The sequence below is a fragment of the Pseudomonas sp. FeN3W genome (assembly GCA_030263805.2).
In the GTDB taxonomy this organism is placed as follows: domain Bacteria; phylum Pseudomonadota; class Gammaproteobacteria; order Pseudomonadales; family Pseudomonadaceae; genus Stutzerimonas; species Stutzerimonas stutzeri_G.
Map to the genome: position 1 here is coordinate 605796 of CP136011.1, position 17185 is coordinate 622980.

Genomic DNA, 17185 nt, shown 5'->3' on the forward strand with positions numbered 1-17185 from the left:
GAGGAGAGATCAATGAGACGCACCATCGAGCCAATCGGCTGGTCAGACATGACCCAAGAAAAGAAAGAGGATGTGGTTGCCAATCTGGCCCGCGTAGGGTTGCTGGATCTGGAAATGAAGGCAACCAGCAATGAGCTTTTGGATGTCATGTACACCGAGGCGGCAGGCACCATGAGCTACATCAAATCGAAGCTGATTGTCGAGAATTACGGGGTGGTGAAGGCGGCCAGGGAGGTTAAAACCCAAAAGCAGGCGATTGCACTTAATACAGCATTTGGAACGAATGTCGTCGTTGAGCAGCGGCCTTATCGTGAGCCAGTGAGCTGGGCCGACATTCCTCTTAAGAAGAAAGAAAAAATCATCAGTGGCTTGAGCTGCGCCAGCATCCTGGATAATGAGACCTCAGAGCCAAGCAATGCCATTCTTGAAAGAATGATGATGGCAAACCAAGATGGTGTTGGTTATCTGAGGGACAAATGGACGCTGTTAAGCCGGGGAATCGATGAGGTAGCCAAGGGTGTCCAGCATAAGCTTCAGGCAGTGGCGTTGGTAAAGGCATTCGGTAATGAAGTGATACCACTAATGCCAAAGGAGGCGCTCAACCGCAGGAAGTCAGAGGTGATCAACGACACGGCCTTGAGTCGTTAACTGACAAGCAAAAGACCAAGACCCCGCCATGGCGGGGTTTTCGCTTCCTGTTGGATCAAAACGAAATTGGGTTACCGTTCCATTCAATATCGTGGGTACTGGCCTCAGTTAGCTTGAGTCCATGCCTGATTCGTCGCCAGGCAAGCTCAAGCATGGCCACTGAAGCAATACGGCCAGGCATCGGGTAGCCAGGCGCAGCCAGGACATTCATCACCTGACCAACCTCTGCCTTTTGGCAATCATCTTCCTTATTCAGAAGGCCTAGAGCTGAGTACAGTCGCATGATCTGTTTAAAGGCTACTTCCTTGTGAGAGGCTCTGCCAACTGTCTTTTGACTCACAAGCGCTTCACCAAGATCCTCCAAGCATAGAAAGAAAATGCCGCTGGTTGCGCGAGGATTGCACTCAATGACATAAACGCCCTCAGCTGTTTCAATGAAGTCGAATGCGACTTGTCCTGTATAGCCGTGATCCAGGACAAACGCCTGGGTGAATGCCTCAATATCAGGTCGCTCAACAGAAGCCATGTGGAGTGCGGCAGAGTTCTTTATGCGAGATTTAGCGTGATACACCGAGTGCGCCAGCAGTTTTCCGTTTATGGCGATGGCATAGTTGCATAAGGATTTTCCCTCAAGACGCTGCTGCTGCACCCAGTGGTCAGTCCCGTTCAATGCTGTCGCTCCGTCTTTACGTGCATCCATGATGACTTGTGCCCCAAATCGAGAAAAAACGGGCTTCATGATCGATTCAAGGTCTAACATAATGTCGTCGGGGCGTGTTACGAGCTTTGTAATGGGCTTCAAAATACCGCCAGCTTGCGGGATGCAATCAAAAACTGAGGATTTATTATGCAGCTTGGCCAAAAGATCATGGGGTGGGCAGAATACCTGGCAGGGTAATTCGTCCATGAATCTGCTTAGGTAGAACACTTCCTCGCATGTTGGGATAATCAGTTCGATGCTGAGTTGCTGAACAATGCAGCGGATATCATCGCGAAACTGCTTAGGATCAACAGCTGGGCCTGCGATGAGGTGAAAACGCGAATCAAATGGCGCAAATCGGCAGAATGAGCTGTGCAGGCTGTCTGCAAAGTGGATCGTATGCTGCCCCCTAAGCGCCAGTGCCCAGTAGTAGGCTGGGTATGACCGGGCTCCAGTGATAAGAATGCGCATGCCTTTCCCTTGCTTGGTGTGGATGCCTGCAAGGATCATCTATCAGTACATGGCTGTCAATATTAGCCAATCTAAAAGCTGGGGCCGTCGTTTTTTGTGTAATGCCTGAGGATACCCTTTTCAGAAAGGGGGCCTGAAAGATGGACTTTTCCAGGTGCGTGGTTTGACAAGTAGGGCTCTGACAAGCCAATTTTCTCAAAAAACTTGTCCTGGTGTTCTTTTGTTTTAGCATACAGAGTTGCAGGCATCTTTTCTCTGTATGATTCCAGCTGTTCAGTCAGTGTCTTCTTTATTTCCATGCGCAGATTTTTAACATCCTGCCTTTCAATGCTATTTATGCTTAGTCTGGATTGCAATTCAGTCTTCAATGCCTGGATTGCGGGGTGCTTGGCATAGTCAACCGAAGCTCTTAGTGTGTTGTAACCGTGCCCATCCACATAAAAGTGCTTTACCATTAACTCACTTGTCTTGTTAATGATGTGCTCAGGCGTAGCGCCAGACAACTCATGAGGATCTACATCCTTGAGAATCTCTTCTAGTGCATACACAGTTGTATGACTGTAATCCTTAGGGTGCGCCATTCTGAATGGCTTGATCACATCGGTAACAATGTCTTTTCTTCCAGTTAGGCGCATGTAGTCAAGGGTGGCAGCTATATCTGCGCCAATTTCCTGAATGCTCGATAAATAGTAGGCATCATGGCTTTTTGGGCTTGCTTTTTCTAATTCAGGGATAATAAACGCACAGTGATATGTTTCGTGGGATTGAATGTAGAGGTCAAGTTTGTTCTTCTCATAAGCTACGACTGGCTTATCGTACTCGTAGAAGTCATTAGAATTAGCCTTCTGCGTGCTTGAAATGATGCAAGTGTCGCTCTTGGAGTACAGCCATCCATTTTTTGATATTTCAGAAAATCCTGCTGGGCCATTATTTGCGAGGGTGGCTGGGTATTTATGGGCAAGCCTTACATACTCCAGAGCCGATCTTACGGGATTATTGTATTCTCCAAAAATGGCAACGTGACTTTTGATGGCCTTGGTGCCTTTTATGTCAGTATGAATCAAAGGTCTTTCCGAAAATTCGACTGAAGATATGGATTCGGCGTTGCCAAGGTGGCTTTTCAAAAGTTCACCGGCTTTGTAGGTCAGAGCGCCCGTAGATATTGTCGCGATAAGCACTGTATATTTGTGACGTGCGAGAAACTCGGAGACTTTACTAATTAGCATGTGCGCATTGTCTTTTTATTATTTTTGATTTGCATTCAAAATACATCTTCAGGCATCAAGGTTAACGGGTGAAATGCGCAAGCATTCCTTTATCTGCCAGTGGTTGAGATGGTTCAGCTGTGCGAGGATTATAATACTCAACCTCAAGCTCATGAAGGTCAAATTTTTCAAAGATGCTATTCTGCGACCCAAGGACTTTCATGTAAACATTTTCAGGAAGTCTGTGCTCATAGGCTTCGAACTGGTCTAGCAAGGTTTTCTTTATTTCCTCGCGGTAAGCCACAACCTCCGGGTTATCCATCTTGCCTTTTATTAGATTAACTCTAGCATAAAGCTCACCAACAAGAGCAGAAATAGCTGGATGATCATCATTGTTGTAAGGTTGCCCAAGGGTTTCGTACCCGTATTCTGGTATGTAAAAATGCTTCATCATCAACCCGGTAGCGAGCGTTGGTATCTCATCTGCGCTTGCCGCCATGAGGCTTTGTGGATTGACATCCTTCAGTATTACATCAAGTGCTGCCACCGTCGTATGCCCGATGTCAGCTGGATGCGCCATTCTGAATGGTTTTACTAGGTTTCGGTATATCTGATCGTCGCCGGTAAGGCGCATGTAGTCCAGAATACCTGCCAAATCTGAGGACACTTCCTTTAAACTGGATAAGTATTCATGTTTAATCGTGCCAGCCTTAGGGTAATGGCCTTTGGTCGTTATCCTGAAAAAGCAGTGTTGCGCCTCATGAGATTGAACAAAAAGATCGAACAGGTTTTTGTCATAGATAATTCTCGCTGTTTTATCATTATAGAACTCATCGCCTTTCGCCGACTGTTTTGTAGATACAACGCAAATCTCGCTATCGGAGTAGAGTGTTCCTTTTTCAGCAAGTGCAGAAAACCCCCTGATGGAAGAGTCGCCTATTAGCCTTAGGTCTTCAAAAGCAAATGAGGCATATTCGCTAATTGACGTAATCGGGTTTTGATATTCGCCGTGCCTGGCAATCCTAAAATCAGTTTTTGCGATCCCTGGAAAATCCACATACACATGGGGTCTTTTGTCAAAATCGACTTTCTTTACTTCATCCGAGTTGGCTAAGTGGCTGTAGCCGCCCATCAGCGCATAACTAATTCCTGCTATCGATGCAGCCGCTCCGGCAAGAGCAATGCAGTCAATCGCAATTGTTTTGGATTTTGCTAGAAAGCTTTTGGGATTGCGGATGAGCATGACGAATTCTCCGGCGTCTATAATTAAGTTTAAGGCGGGCCGGACATCGGTGTAAACAGACTATTTAAATTGAACAGGCGCCACTGCCTGGAAACTTTTTCTGTAATATGTATTCGATATGCAGATACATAAAGACTGAGGATCCCGTGTATTTATCCTCAAGCCTATTAAGGCATGCAAGAAGCGCTTGCTGAGTTTTAGTATCAAATCCTGGATTACTTGAAATAGCCAAAGTGATCTCTGACATTTCCCCAATTTCATCAAAGTCCTGGCTTATTCTTTGACCAAGAGATTTGTTGTCAAAAAGGATGCTGAAGCGGGACAAAAGAATATACGAGTCCAGGTCGGAAGCTCCTTTCAGAAAATCCAGAATGACCCTGTCACGAAGAGAATGCTCACCTTCCTGAGCATAATGAAGCGCTAAAGCCGATGCCGCGCCAACCTGTTTTTGCTCTGTCATGTGAATGAGGTTCTCCAAAGGAGCGCTTTCGCTGCCTGCGGCTTCTGCGAGCAGAAGAGATTCTGACGCTTGGGCGTCAATTGAACTCACAGCACTGACACCATAGATACTGAGCAGGGCGATGCTACTTAACGCCATGGCGATAATGATATGGCTAAACTTTTTCAAAATGGATTGCTCACGAAGATGCAGGATTATAATAAATAACGCGAAGATTGATGGCAATAATTACATATCAAATGCGCGGGCCGTGGCGGTGCCTTGAGGAATTTGCTAACTATTTTGTGCCAGCTCTCGATCATGGATGCCGCACTGTCGCCAGGCCTCAAGCGTGGCCACAATCCATATAATCAGCCCTGCCACAAGGTAAGCAAGCAGGGTGTCATCACCCCTGGCCTGCGCCAGAAGCGCAAAGGCGCTCTCAAGTTCGGTTAGGGCAAGCGTGATCAGCATTACTCCAAACACGGATATTTGCACAAGAAGCCAAACGTACATTACTGATCCCCGTAAATCTCATTACTTAGGATGATGATCTTATTTTTGGCATATGCCAACCCATATTCGATGTCGGTTGTGTGTAACAGACCAGTCTCCAGTATCAACCTTGCTGGTTAGGTTGTAACCGCTTGGGCAGGGTGGGGTGCATGAGCGCCCCTTGTTAAATCCACAGTCCGTGCACAAGCAGCTTGAAAGCACGGAAGCACCTGCCGCGCTGGTAGACCACTTGCCTTTGTTGCATGAGAGGATTTCGCCGCTGGCATTTCGCGCCATCGCACCAGTTTCTGAGCATGACGCGTTTTGGGTGACGATCTTATTGAGTGTTACCGTGTCGTCAAAGTAGGCCTTTCCGTTGACCTGGAGCGTGGATTTGATGTTTAGGCTGGACATGAATGAGAGCCCTGAGGGCTCAATGTAGAAGCTGTTATTTTTGGCATCGTAGAAGCGATTAGCGTACATGTCCTTCTTGGCCACTACATTTTTATCAGCTGTAATTGACTCTCCAGCGCTGATAGATTTGTCGCTTTTAATAGAGCCTTTCGCTGTGATGGTGCTACCGGATGATATGGAGCCAAGCGCTGAGATGGAACTGTCTGTTGAAATCGAGCCCTTTGCTTTTATCGTAGAAAGAGCAGTTAGACCCTTTCTAACAATGAGTTGGCCATAGATCTCCTGATCAGCATCAATGACCACGTCAGCACCCTGGCTGGAGCCTCCAGGGCTGCCAATGAAAAGGGTCTTGCCGATTACGTTCTGGATCCTCGAAAGGTTGTTGACTTGCCTAAGGCCGTCTGGCTTGGATGGGTCGAAAGCAATGTTGCTATGCATTTGGTTGCTGCCGTCCGTCCTCAACCACGGATCGTCAAAACCGTTGTTACGAACCCTCATCGTAATGATGGCAGTCTTGGGGTCTGACTTGTAAGTGCTGTCAGTGGTTAGCCCAAGAGCCCCTTGTGTCGATACCTGGCTGGAGGCGGCTACCACAGCTGCAATACCGGCGAGATCTGATCGAACCAAATCACCTGTCAAGGTTAGGGGTGAGGTTGTGGTGATAACCTCTGTGACTTGATTGGGCGGCGATCCACTCGTTTTGATCGTGCTCGTGAGAGATATTTTTCCGTATGGAATGGGCGAGGTTTCGGTGGCATCTGGAAAGTCGCAGGGAAGGTAGCTGATGCTATTTGGCCCGCCACAGGATGTGTCTTTCAGCCATAGACTGCCCTTTCGTTCAGCGCTCGGCTCGCCGACATGACTTGCCAGCCAGGCCCGTGCTGCATTGTTGTAGGTGGTCAGTTGAGTGCCAAGCTTTTTGGCCTGTGACTGTTCAAGCTCGATATTCTGTTTCTCGAAATCGAGTATTGTCATAAAAGAAATGAGCCCTATGACCAAGATAAGCTCAATGAGGGTAACGCCCCTCTGTCGATAAAATGTGAACATGGCCCCTCCAATCCAATATTCACAATATGGGTGAATTGATCCTCGTCAATTGATCGCCATCAATTACGCAAAATTATGTTGGGAGGGAAATAGCCTTTATGGCAGCCGTTGCTCAGCGTCTTGCATCCGATATGACACCTAAAGGAACCGGTTGTCGTCACCAGCATCCATTCTAAAATCATCCTCGATACGCATATCGTCGATGCTTGAAACCATAGGGGTATAGCCCTCGTCTTCCATTTCTTCCGTGATAGACGAGTGGGTGCTTTTTCTGGACAGGCGTTTACCGCTGAGGCGATTGTATAGCCACTTCAATCCATCGAACAGGAGTGAAAAAGCAGGCCAGGATAGAACAAGAACAATAAACAAGATAACGTATACAAACATATCTATGTTCCTATATTCAGCTTTGGCGACTATCACTGTTAGCAATCGCCAGAAGACGCTCGTGGCAATCGCGGAATGCGTACTTGAACTCGTTTATTTTTTCAGGCGTATGCTTGAGTAGCGAATACAAGACTTCATCGTTCTCGGACAAATGCTTGAATATGGAAATAATTTTGTCGTCGACTAGGAATCTATTACCTGTCTTAAGCGCATCAATCCCAATTTTAAGATATATGGTCAAATCAACCGCTCGATTGTATTCGAACTGATTTTGTTCTCGGATGCTAAGCGCATATCTCTCAAGCATCCAATTGGTTGCTCGTACGCGCTTAAGGTTTGTGTCGCCTACATTTCTCACGACGAAAAACCATCCAGCGATCAGCAAGCCCAGCCCAACCAGCCATTCCATGACACCCTCCTAGCATTCCGATCAACTGATGGGGCACCTTAGCATGAGCGGGCTGATTTGCTAATCATCCCGGCAGGGCTTCAGGCGTTCGTCATCAGGATCTACACCGTTGGCGATTGCCATTTCACGATAGTTCTCATAGAGCTCGATACCGTCATCGCTGACCTCGTGAAGATCAATCTTGCCTTCCATAAGCCCGAGGCGAACAGAGAGGTTGTGGGCGGCGCCACGAAGCAGGAAGCCGGCACACGTGGCTGGCTTATCGGTGCCACTCTGATGGCAGGCGAACGTCTCCTGGGCCATGTCGTAGGCGGTTCTGGCTGAATGCTGATAGGCCTCCACCGGGAACTCTCCGATCTTGGCATCCTTGCGCCAGGGGCAGTCAGAGCATGGCTTTCTACGATAAACGCGATTGTCTTCGCGTTCTGACTTAATGGTGACCACTTGATGGTCTGGGCCTGCTGGTGCAATGCCAATGACCTGGGATCGATTTCGGTTTTTCATTTCGCTGTCCGCTTGTTTTCTTAGCGCTGGTGTTCGCATCCATAGCGAATGCTGGTGCCGCATTCTGTGCAAAATGGAGTTCGTTTGTCAGCCATCTCTTCGTAAACAATGAGGACGTCAGCTTCATGCGCAACGCGTGTGAAATAGCGAAACCGGCCATTTTCCCAGTGCCAATCGTGCCCGAAATCCTCAAGGAAAACGGTTGAATGATGAATGACTGCATGCCCCGTTTCATTGAAAGCTTTCTCATCGACAAGCGTGGCGACGCGCAAAGGCTTGTGCTCAAGCGCAATGGAGATTTTGCCGTCAGCCTTGATGCCGCGAAGGATTTCAAATTTGGTAGCAATGAGCATGAGTCACTCCCTAGGTTGTGTATACACAGTATACCTGTGCGCAGCATTAGTCAACCTAGATGTCAAAATCAGCAGAAACCTTGATTCTTTTGTAGTTTGCCGACCCTGTGATGATCTCCTTCAGGGATGGGTATCGATTAAGGTATTCATTAGCGTAGCGATCCATGGCAAAGACTTGCGAACAGGAATCGAGTGCGTATTCAAGGCGTGATCGGTGATCTGGGTGGAGCTCACCCTGTTTTAAAAGGGCGATTTGCTCAGCCAGCATTCTCGTCAAACCTGGGGTATACGAGCCTGGATATTCAATGAAAGCCGTAACGCAGCGGTCTATCACAGAGAGGGCTTGCGCCTGATTAACCTCAGAAACTTCAATGTGATAAACAACGCACGACATTAGGTCGTGTTTTGATTCACGGTTTGCCCATGCTTTATTTGGCGCGTACAGATTTTTAACTACTGTCTTTGCGGCTGTCTGCCCAAGACCAACATCGTACATAAGGCTAAGGAGTCGATAGCTGCATTCTTCATGACTGCAATTGGTGTTTACTGCGTTGGATTGTTCTTCGTCAATCTCATAATCAACGGCAATGAGGTCATGAGCCAGGTCTGTCATTGAGTTGCGGTGGAGTTCGCTCAAGAACCAGACCGAAAAATGCTCATGACTTGGTCGTTTATGGCCATACTTTTTGGGAATGGGGTTTCCTTCTGGGTCTAGGTCGCAGCTATGATAGGCAACATTGAGCACCAGATCCTGATTTTGCTTGATCAGCGCCGCGAGCTTAGGTGAAAGCGCCGTTAATGTGCAGCCTTTTTTTGCAGGCAAAACTTTGAGAAAGCTTTTCATGAAGCCAATTTTGCTTAACTGTACGTAGCCAAGAGGAATCTCTGCAAAGAATTCAAGTGCGGCACCAGCCAGCCTCATAGCTTTATCAGGAGCTCTATCTGAAAGGTGGATAGTGTGATGATCCTTTGACCCATTGGCGATAAATTGATGGAGCCTGGCCTCGTAAAGGGCGACTTCCTCATCCAGCTTCAGCCTGGCCTCATCATTATGGCTGCCTGTTATTAAATAACGAAGCTCATAGCAACCAAGTTGGTCAGCCATGCGAGTGATGTCATTTGCTGCTATTTTTTTGTCGTCAAACAGCTTTTTGACGAACTCACGGTAATTAGTGAGTGTTTGACGCACTTCCTTGGTAGAAATATCAATGAAGCTTCTTTCTGACGACTGAATGCAGCGAATCCAGTAATCATCAAGCGTGTCCAACGCTTCAATTAATAATGCAGCATCAGCGTTAATACATGCGGATGCGAACTTTTGAGTGATATTATTGAGCTCGACTCGCAGCGCAAGCAGGTTGCTGATGTTATTATCAATATTGTTTCTACTTGTCATGGAGTCACCCGGTGAAGATATTTTTAGTTATCGGTATGGTCTTTTGTGTCTCAGGCTGTACCAATTATTACGGCGTTAATTATGGCCACGAAGCTGTAGATGCCTTTGCTGACGGCTTTTTTTACAGCCGCGATCAGGTTAGAAATGTATTCGAGGCCGTTGGTCGGGATATAGGCAAAGTGACTCGCTGACTACATGTCTAGTGAAAACATCAAGCTGGTGCGGCGGTCTTGCTGGTTCATTAGTTTAATGAACCGCTCATCCGGCCTGTAGGTGTGAAGCTCCAAAAGCGTCTTTGAATCATCTTTGAAGAGTTCAATAAACACTTCGGTGTCAACATTAATTACGACAGCAAGTGCAAAGAGGTGAGTGCCATAACTTTCTTTTGCATTTACCTTCTTGCAAGAAAGCCATACAAGTAGAGTGCCGTTAGCATGCGGGTACTGGCTCAGCAGTGCCGGTGGGTTCAGGAGGTCAGCTTCTTTGGCCGCGAAGCGATTTGAGGCGATAAGCCGCCAAAAGGAGCATACTTCATCCATTCTCGACTGAGTCAGTTGCATGGCCTCAAGACTGGCTTCAATATCCCTCTTTGAGTAATCTCGGCCACTGGACGTGCTGCGGTTAAGGGCATTGGCAAAAGCCTCAACGACAATGACTTGATTGGGGCTGCCCTGAGCATGTGTAATCCAATCAAATGCGTTGTTAACATCATTCGTGCTCACATGAATGTGTTTACTCAGTAAACGGTCGATAGTTGAATTCAAGACGATGCTTGCAAACCCTACCTGTTGCGGGCGAGACGTAAAAAGGTGATCAAATACTGATTTTCTGTACGCTGTTAGTGGGGGCAGTGGCTTGTTAGCAATGCGCTCGAAACGTGAGCGCAGGAATGTCATCGAGTCCGCATCGATTGATGCAAGTTCTTTCAGTGCTGCTGGAGCATCGGATGAAGGCAGGGATGGCATGCCTGAGGATTTTGCTTCAACCCACTCAAAAAACTTATCAGCAAGCTCAGTACGACTGCCACGTCGCTCAGAAATCATCATTGCCGCAAGCAAGCGCTTGGGGCTAGGCGCATATCCCTTGTTTAAAAACGTGGATTTGCCGCCCATAAGAACTCGAACCCCGAGATCCTTGATCTTATGGATCCTTGATGGGTTGCTGACCATGTATGCCCATGCATCATCGAGATGCAGCCCTTGCTCAACCTTGTCGTGAACGGCGCAAGTGATCAGCGCATCTTCGAATCGGTCTCGAAGATCTCCTCGTCTGTTAGGGTGTTCGTTGAGCATCAGGTTTAGCAGGCGCGGCAGATTAGAGTCGATTAGCCGTGCGCAACCGATACACTGGACAGCATCATCATATGTCCCACAGCTGAGGAAAGCTTGACCAAGTGAGGCGGGCGTGTCCATGTGTTCCATCCTGATTGTGACACTTAGGAAAGCTAGTCCTGTCAATTACAACGTAATATAACCAGGCTTGATGAAAAGGTCAAATATCCAGTGCGCTCGCAAGATAGGCTTTCTTTCGGTGGTTGAGGCCAGCCTTGTTCGCTGACTCGTGGGCGTAGGAGAGAAACTTGCCTGAATCTAGAGTTTTGTAAGCTGTGGGTCGATCCGATCCAAGGGTGTATTGCCAGCTGATCTGATTGTCAGAGTATTTGCCGTAGGCAAGTGTGCTCTCGAAATGCTTCACGATCATCTGAATTTCACCTTGACCTTCATGCGCGATAAGCCACTGTGCCGCATCATCAAGCAAAACATTCAGTAGGCCATGCGATTTATCACTTGCGATGGCGCGATCAATGCCAATGCAAGAAACCAAAAACTGGCTGTGAAATATTGGTTCGGATACCCATCCGTTCTGAACAGAGCATTTTATGTAAGGTACGTGTGCGTTTGTGTACCTATCCAGCCCTTCAGTACCGTTCATTTTAAAGGCTACAGCTTCCTTGCGATACAGAAGATCAGGGGTGCGGAGATCCTTTCCGAGTAGCACTCCCATCACAGCACTGATGTTATCGTGCTGATTTACGAGGCGATGCATTCGCTCCCAGTTGACGCTATTACGAGGGTTTAGCGGGTTGCCTCGTGCATAGGTGTTTGCATTTATCTGTTCAATCATGAATTTAGCAAGGTTTAGCGGCGTAGGGGAGCGCGTAAAGTCACTGCGATTTAACTGCGTAACCGTCAGGCAGTTGAGTAGCGCGAAGAAGCGCTTTTCTCCTAAGGGCTCAACCAATTTAGCAAGCTCATCGAGATTAACCGAATCAGCGTTATAGCAAAGCTGGTAATCTATATCACGAAAGGCGGCGAGTGGAATTACTGAATCATTCACAGCGACAAATCCCCTGAAATTTTGGATCTCTTGTATGCCATGGTCTGGTATATTTCAGATATATTGAAACATCTCGCGACCCTTTTCAATTCTGACACAGATCGCTGGTGCTCTGGAAGCGTGTAAATCGCATTGTCTATTTGTTCAACCCACCATTTTGTCTCGAAGGCCTCACTGCCTTCCTCTCTAGCCATTTTCAAGGCCATCCCAATATTCTTCAGCTCATCAGCGTAGGTTAGGTGAATGATGCCTGGATCTTGTGCGCTCACCCAGGGTAAAGTCGAACCGGTTTTGTAGGCATAGTAGACAAACGCACCAACATTGTAGTTTTGATGTTGCCATGCATGTTCTCGCCGTCGAGCTTTAAAAATTGTATGCAGGTCATCATCACTGAATTTGCCGAAAACAAGGGATGCCTGATAGATGCTGTCCGCTTTTACCAGGACAGCACTTGACTGAAGGAATATTTCTTTGGCAATTCGTGTCGCGCCAAGGTGATGCAAAACTTCTGCATTCTCCGTTGAGATGTTAGATATGTTGGCAACTTTCTTAATGGAGCCATTGCTCGCAGAAACAATAGTGGGGTGTGATGGCATGCAATCCATATTATTCGGTATGGGTTCGCTTAATGAACTAATAGCATCCAGCAAGTTATTTTCATGCTTTACGATAAGTCCCGCATAGATTGTCAGGTCATCCATTGGCATGTCGTGAATGAGATCTGTTAGCTCGAAGTTGCTGTGCTTTAGAAAATGACCGCCTATGACTTGATCCAGCAATAATGACGATGAGCGCTTGCACTTATCGTATAACTCTAGAGCCAGCACGATGTATGCGCGAGCATCATAAATAACCTGATGACCTATTTCCGGCATTCTAGCTGAAAGTATTTTTGTACGATCATACAACTCTGAATTGCCCCAGGTTGCTTGTCCGGTATAAGCCACCAATCTTTTATCAGCCTGTAAGCACTTTACACATCTTTCAGGTTGCAAATTATGTATCGTAATCAGATCACGGGCATAGTCTGGATGAAGCGGAAAGTGACGCGATAAGTAATCTAGCCGATCTTCAGTTCTGCATGCTGAAGTTAATTGTGCGCTAATCTCATCAATTGCCACATGAAAATCAGGATGTTTATAAAATGCCTCTTTGAATAAGATGGCCAAATTCTCAAAAGACTGAAAATCTTCTTTTACGAAAGTCAAAAATACGCCAAGACTCAGCTTGTCTATGCCTTTGTTAATCTTGGAGTAATATTCCTCAAAGGAGTTTACTATGTCACTATCATTGAGAAGTCCTTCGTTTAATAGCATGTCGAAAATCTTGTCAATGTAGCTTATGTCAATAGGCTCTCCAGAGTACTCCTCGGCGGCACAGTGTGCACTTATCGCTTCATCGATAATATTCCTGAATGGAGTGATCTCTCCCATTCTTGCATGATGCATCGCTTTATCTAGTGGTGATGGCATATCAATCTTCTATTTATTTAGTTGTGAGTAGATTATAAGTCTAGATCGTTGCTGATTGTATGCCGCTTGAAAAAAGGTGTATTTCTGATCTCTGGAATGTTATCCAGTATTTGTTTTGATTCGAGAACAGATTTCCTGATTTCACTGTTAGATATGCTATACAGTGCACTGTTTAGGTTTTCGATCCACCATTTGTCGTTACCGTTAGCTTCTAAAGATTCTCTACGCGCACCAGAGTATTGAACAAGCTGTGCAGCAGCATACAGAAACAGGCCTTCACCCTCATTTCCTGAGCGCCATTGAAGATCAACATTTTTTTGTTCGGCATAGTGGAGAAAAGCCCCCAAATTGGTTGGGTATTTTTCAGAAAAGAAATTTATCGGATTTCTATGTGAGGACGTTGCAGCGTAAATTGTGGAAAGATCTTCGGGCGAAAACTCTCCTAGTATTTCTGCGTCTTTTATGAGCTGGTCGACCGAACTAATGCGATCTTTAGTCAATAGATAAATAAGCTTGCCCAACGTCTTAGCCCCACACTCGCCCATGTGCACCGCGAGGTCACGTGAAACCTCTGTTATTTCTCCGGCACTACCTGTCCCAAACTGCTTCAACTGAGCAATTGTCAGGTTGGACAGAAGTGAGTCAGGATAGGGCTCCATGGAAATTAGCGTGTCCATGACAGAAAGAAGCCTGTTCTCGTTTCGAGCGAAAATAGACATGAACTCAGGGTCGCTCCAGGTGTGAAGCATCACAATTGAATAGACAGCATGAAGTGAAAAGTTGCTTTGCTCAAGAAATGGGGAGTTAATGAGCCCATCTATCAACTTGGCGGCATTCTTTTTATCTCCATTCCTAAGCATACTTGTAGCCAGGCTTAAGTGTGAGGATGCATCATAGACCAGGGGGTGTTTTGCACCTGGGTTATTCTCATGAAACCCCTTTAAAAAGCCATTAGTTTTTGAGTCCTGAACGGCATACATATGACTACTGAGATGAAGAGCTTCAATTATTGCCTCTGCCTCTATACCCCGCTCATACAGAATTTTTCCTGTCGCTGGAGTAATAGGAACTACATTGGACATTGCCTTAAGCGCTTCGGATGAGGTGATTTCTTTCGAAGCCAAGTAGGAGAGGCTTGATAATTGCCAATCTAGAATATAAGGCGCAAGATTCGAATCCTTTATAAAATCAACTATATTTTTGAACGACTCCATATTCCCCCGCTCTAAATTAACCAGAGCCAAGAATTTGAAGCTATCTGCGTAAGCCGAGTTTCTAAACAGATCAGACGCAAAGGCGCTGAAAATTTCTTTGTTATCAAAGTAGTTTTCGTTGTTAAGGTGCTCCATTATCCGCATGGATGGCCTAGGCTCATAATCGGCAGAATCGCAATATTGCAACATTCCTTCTGAGTTTTCGAAGTTCTCAATGAGTAACTTGAGCGATGCGTGGTCGCTTTCCTTGGCATATTGCATGGATTTTAGTAGCACTGATTTATACACTTCAGCTTCTCTTTCTACTTGGTTGCTGTTCATATGGAATATCCATTAATTGAAAAGGAATTTATAGTTCGAACTTTACTGATATCTCGTATCTTTTAATCCGAGGGTTTTTGCTCAACAATTCATTGGGCAGTAATGCCTTGAGTGAGTTAATTGATCTATCCAGGTATCCATCACTTAGATGGTTGAGGTCTTTGTTTATTCGGTCATCAAATAATTCAACTATCTGATTAATGTTTGCTTCCTTGGCATCGTTTCTTGCGCGAGCCAGCAGATCAAAGTACTTTCTTGGAAATCCTCGACTCTCTAGCTGTAGCTCAACATTAAACTCTGACGCGTAAGAAACAAATGAAAATAGGGTGGAGGCGTTTTTCAACTCGTAATCGAGGGCTGAGTCATACGTCTCAATCATTATTTTTTGGAACTGATGGTCGTCTAACTTACCATTGGGGCAGATTATTTTATGAATCTCGTACACAGACTCGCCATTCTTGACAGACAGGAAGCACTTGTCTGAGTACATTTGTAAAAGTTCACTACAATGATTTTCGGAAAGCGCTTTGAGCTGGTCGAGAGTAATCGACTTTATTTCTGTTAAGCTCGTTGCCGTTTCTGAGTGGTTACTGGGGATCAGATTTACTACTTTTTTAAGCAACTCATGAGTTTCAATAAAAAAACGCTCATGCCCCTTTATCACATCCATCACTACCTGCGCATTCCCGGAGCGGTTGTGCATTGCGTCTAGAATGACCATGTTATTATGCAGCGCAAGCATGTCATTCAACTGAAACTCGGTAAAAGCAATGTCTTGACTGTTAAGAAGGGCGGTTGCGGTTCTTTTGAAAAGTTTTCCGCTGGCATCTTTTTGAAGTGCAATACTTAGAAGTCTGATGAGAGATTCTTTGTTGAACAGCGGAACTCTGTCATTGGTTCTTAATTTGATGATTTTAGAGACATCAACAAGTCCTTTTTCAATATCCATAGCGTCAATGATGAGGTCATCCATGCCCGTTGTGGTGCTTAGTAGTACGCTTGCATTGTCTGCGCTTAACTGAAGCTTGCCAATGATCAGTTTAAGCCATTCTGGATTCCTAAATGTGTGCATGACACCACTGAAATCATTTGCTGACTTAAATACTGTGAGGCGGGTATCCGAATGCAGCTTTTCATAAAATTTAACGAAACAGTCAACAGATTCAACAAATGCAGACTTGTTACCAGTGGAGAGGTGGTGCTTGTAGCCATCAATAATCGCATGGCCAACCCTGGTGATTGATTCTGTCGACGTGATTATTTCAAGAATCGCTTCTAACGTTTTGGGGTGAAGAATATTCCCAGCCATTTTATCTAAAACAACCTGCTCAGTATCATCGCCAAACGCGTTTTCTTTGACCGCTTTAATGATCTCGAAATCTATTTCTGACAGGTACTGGTTCATGATTGCTTCCTGGTGGGTCTCTAATTCTATTTTTTCATGGGAGGGTGGGTTATTACAATTGAAGTCTTTCTTGCAAGGCAATATAGTGGAAACAGGGGAGGTGACACGATGAATGAACGGATTGATCGCGTAGCAGTGATGCTTAAGGGTGAGGTGTATTCTTATCCACGTCCTGCAAGGCATCACAACGTAATCGCGATCATGGTTAACGCCTATGGCGTGAAACCGCCAGTCAAGGGGGTGTTTGGTTTCTTGACTGATGCGGGCCGATTTGTCACTCGCAAAGAAGCTGGGCGGATTGCGATAGGCGCCAGGCAGGTCGAACGTCTCGCCGCACCACCTCATCTGCATAGCGAAGATTTGTGGTGAGAGTAAATGATTTAACTTAATTGAAGGAACGGTGTATGTCGGTCAGTGCAGCAATCGAAGAGATCAGAAAGGTCTACGAGGGCAAAGGCTATCCAAACAGAGACTTGAGCTTGTGTTGTTTCTGATCGATTGGACTCACTGTGTGAAGACGGGGACATCAGTGACCGGGGCTGAGTGGAATTCGTTGCTTGGCATGATGAGTGCACCACAGCTGGCTCCACAGTACAGGAATTCGCTGAGCCATGAAGGCAGCCGCACGGTTCTGGACGAAAAGGTCGCGCAGTTCTGTGCGAGAGTGGCCAGCGTTACCCTGGGCCTGGACTTTGATCAGCTGGTGCGAGCGGTCGCTCAAACCT

The 17185-nt window shown here is 46.2% G+C and carries 19 protein-coding genes; 3 read left to right on the forward strand and 16 right to left on the reverse strand.

The features are described from left to right. The first annotated feature begins 12 nt into the window (after positions 1-12). Positions 13-648, forward strand: coding sequence for a hypothetical protein (locus P5704_026720; protein WOF81494.1), 636 nt, complete (start codon positions 13-15; stop codon positions 646-648). Between the two features lie 55 nt (positions 649-703). Here the strand turns inward: P5704_026720 and P5704_026725 are convergent, their stop codons facing one another. From P5704_026725 to P5704_026775, 11 genes are all read right to left on the reverse strand, one after another. Then, entirely contained in the window at positions 704-1858 is a 1155-nt protein-coding gene (locus P5704_026725) for a hypothetical protein (protein WOF81495.1), read from the reverse strand. Positions 1859-1890: 32 nt separating this feature from the next. Further along, positions 1891-3045: a hypothetical protein gene (locus P5704_026730; GenBank protein WOF81496.1), complete on the reverse strand. Its 1155-nt coding sequence runs from the start codon at positions 3043-3045 to the stop codon at positions 1891-1893. A 61-nt stretch (positions 3046-3106) separates the two neighbouring features. Beyond that, positions 3107-4267 (reverse strand): hypothetical protein, encoded by a 1161-nt coding sequence (locus P5704_026735; protein WOF81497.1) that lies wholly within the window; start codon positions 4265-4267, stop codon positions 3107-3109. Positions 4268-4331: 64 nt separating this feature from the next. Further along, complete coding sequence (locus tag P5704_026740; GenBank protein WOF81498.1) at positions 4332-4895, reverse strand: hypothetical protein; 564 nt, start codon at positions 4893-4895, stop codon at positions 4332-4334. A gap of 105 nt (positions 4896-5000) precedes the next feature. Beyond that, positions 5001-5222, reverse strand: coding sequence for a hypothetical protein (locus tag P5704_026745; protein ID WOF81499.1), 222 nt, complete (start codon positions 5220-5222; stop codon positions 5001-5003). Positions 5223-5261: 39 nt separating this feature from the next. Next, positions 5262-6662: a hypothetical protein gene (locus P5704_026750; protein WOF81500.1), complete on the reverse strand. Its 1401-nt coding sequence runs from the start codon at positions 6660-6662 to the stop codon at positions 5262-5264. Between the two features lie 138 nt (positions 6663-6800). After that, positions 6801-7049 (reverse strand): hypothetical protein, encoded by a 249-nt coding sequence (locus P5704_026755; protein ID WOF81501.1) that lies wholly within the window; start codon positions 7047-7049, stop codon positions 6801-6803. A 16-nt stretch (positions 7050-7065) separates the two neighbouring features. Then, positions 7066-7458 carry a hypothetical protein gene (locus P5704_026760; GenBank protein ID WOF81502.1) on the reverse strand — a complete coding sequence of 131 codons (393 nt, stop codon included), beginning with the start codon at positions 7456-7458 and terminating at the stop codon, positions 7066-7068. Between the two features lie 60 nt (positions 7459-7518). After that, positions 7519-7962 carry a DUF6283 family protein gene (locus P5704_026765; GenBank protein ID WOF81503.1) on the reverse strand — a complete coding sequence of 148 codons (444 nt, stop codon included), beginning with the start codon at positions 7960-7962 and terminating at the stop codon, positions 7519-7521. Positions 7963-7982: 20 nt separating this feature from the next. Further along, entirely contained in the window at positions 7983-8315 is a 333-nt protein-coding gene (locus P5704_026770) for a hypothetical protein (protein ID WOF81504.1), read from the reverse strand. 55 nt (positions 8316-8370) lie between these two features. Then, on the reverse strand, positions 8371-9711 hold the full coding sequence (locus P5704_026775; GenBank protein ID WOF81505.1) for a hypothetical protein: 1341 nt from the start codon (positions 9709-9711) through the stop codon (positions 8371-8373). An 11-nt stretch (positions 9712-9722) separates the two neighbouring features. Between P5704_026775 and P5704_026780 the strand changes: the two genes are divergently transcribed. After that, on the forward strand, positions 9723-9902 hold the full coding sequence (locus P5704_026780; protein ID WOF81506.1) for a hypothetical protein: 180 nt from the start codon (positions 9723-9725) through the stop codon (positions 9900-9902). Here the strand turns inward: P5704_026780 and P5704_026785 are convergent, their stop codons facing one another. From P5704_026785 to P5704_026805, 5 genes are all read right to left on the reverse strand, one after another. Next, a complete protein-coding gene (locus P5704_026785) occupies positions 9903-11123 on the reverse strand; it encodes a hypothetical protein (protein ID WOF81507.1) in 1221 nt (406 codons plus the stop codon). It lies immediately after the preceding gene. A 79-nt stretch (positions 11124-11202) separates the two neighbouring features. Further along, a complete protein-coding gene (locus tag P5704_026790) occupies positions 11203-12048 on the reverse strand; it encodes a hypothetical protein (protein WOF81508.1) in 846 nt (281 codons plus the stop codon). Next, positions 12045-13520, reverse strand: a complete 1476-nt coding sequence (locus tag P5704_026795; protein ID WOF81509.1) for a hypothetical protein — start codon at positions 13518-13520, stop codon at positions 12045-12047. Before P5704_026795 ends, P5704_026790 begins: the two co-directional genes overlap by 4 nt. Before the next feature lie 32 nt (positions 13521-13552). Then, entirely contained in the window at positions 13553-15055 is a 1503-nt protein-coding gene (locus tag P5704_026800) for a hypothetical protein (protein ID WOF81510.1), read from the reverse strand. Between the two features lie 28 nt (positions 15056-15083). Beyond that, on the reverse strand, positions 15084-16460 hold the full coding sequence (locus tag P5704_026805) for a hypothetical protein (GenBank protein WOF81511.1): 1377 nt from the start codon (positions 16458-16460) through the stop codon (positions 15084-15086). Positions 16461-16568: 108 nt separating this feature from the next. Here P5704_026805 and P5704_026810 point away from each other — a divergent pair, with 108 nt between their 5' ends. Next, positions 16569-16829, forward strand: coding sequence for a hypothetical protein (locus tag P5704_026810; protein WOF81512.1), 261 nt, complete (start codon positions 16569-16571; stop codon positions 16827-16829). The last annotated feature ends 356 nt before the right edge of the window (positions 16830-17185 follow it).

What these genes read in the sequence shown, in the direction of transcription:
- P5704_026770 (WOF81504.1), bottom strand. Translation starts at nt 8,315, where the DNA reads ATGCTCATTGCTACCAAATTTGAAATCCTTCGCGGCATCAAGGCTGAC.
- P5704_026745 (WOF81499.1), bottom strand. Translation starts at nt 5,222, where the DNA reads ATGTACGTTTGGCTTCTTGTGCAAATATCCGTGTTTGGAGTAATGCTG.
- P5704_026750 (WOF81500.1), bottom strand. Translation starts at nt 6,662, where the DNA reads ATGTTCACATTTTATCGACAGAGGGGCGTTACCCTCATTGAGCTTATC.
- P5704_026810 (WOF81512.1), top strand. Translation starts at nt 16,569, where the DNA reads ATGAATGAACGGATTGATCGCGTAGCAGTGATGCTTAAGGGTGAGGTG.
- P5704_026725 (WOF81495.1), bottom strand. Translation starts at nt 1,858, where the DNA reads ATGATCCTTGCAGGCATCCACACCAAGCAAGGGAAAGGCATGCGCATT.
- P5704_026735 (WOF81497.1), bottom strand. Translation starts at nt 4,267, where the DNA reads ATGCTCATCCGCAATCCCAAAAGCTTTCTAGCAAAATCCAAAACAATT.
- P5704_026795 (WOF81509.1), bottom strand. Translation starts at nt 13,520, where the DNA reads ATGCCATCACCACTAGATAAAGCGATGCATCATGCAAGAATGGGAGAG.
- P5704_026775 (WOF81505.1), bottom strand. Translation starts at nt 9,711, where the DNA reads ATGACAAGTAGAAACAATATTGATAATAACATCAGCAACCTGCTTGCG.
- P5704_026765 (WOF81503.1), bottom strand. Translation starts at nt 7,962, where the DNA reads ATGAAAAACCGAAATCGATCCCAGGTCATTGGCATTGCACCAGCAGGC.
- P5704_026760 (WOF81502.1), bottom strand. Translation starts at nt 7,458, where the DNA reads ATGGAATGGCTGGTTGGGCTGGGCTTGCTGATCGCTGGATGGTTTTTC.
- P5704_026800 (WOF81510.1), bottom strand. Translation starts at nt 15,055, where the DNA reads ATGAACAGCAACCAAGTAGAAAGAGAAGCTGAAGTGTATAAATCAGTG.
- P5704_026755 (WOF81501.1), bottom strand. Translation starts at nt 7,049, where the DNA reads ATGTTTGTATACGTTATCTTGTTTATTGTTCTTGTTCTATCCTGGCCT.
- P5704_026730 (WOF81496.1), bottom strand. Translation starts at nt 3,045, where the DNA reads ATGCTAATTAGTAAAGTCTCCGAGTTTCTCGCACGTCACAAATATACA.
- P5704_026720 (WOF81494.1), top strand. Translation starts at nt 13, where the DNA reads ATGAGACGCACCATCGAGCCAATCGGCTGGTCAGACATGACCCAAGAA.
- P5704_026785 (WOF81507.1), bottom strand. Translation starts at nt 11,123, where the DNA reads ATGGACACGCCCGCCTCACTTGGTCAAGCTTTCCTCAGCTGTGGGACA.
- P5704_026805 (WOF81511.1), bottom strand. Translation starts at nt 16,460, where the DNA reads ATGAACCAGTACCTGTCAGAAATAGATTTCGAGATCATTAAAGCGGTC.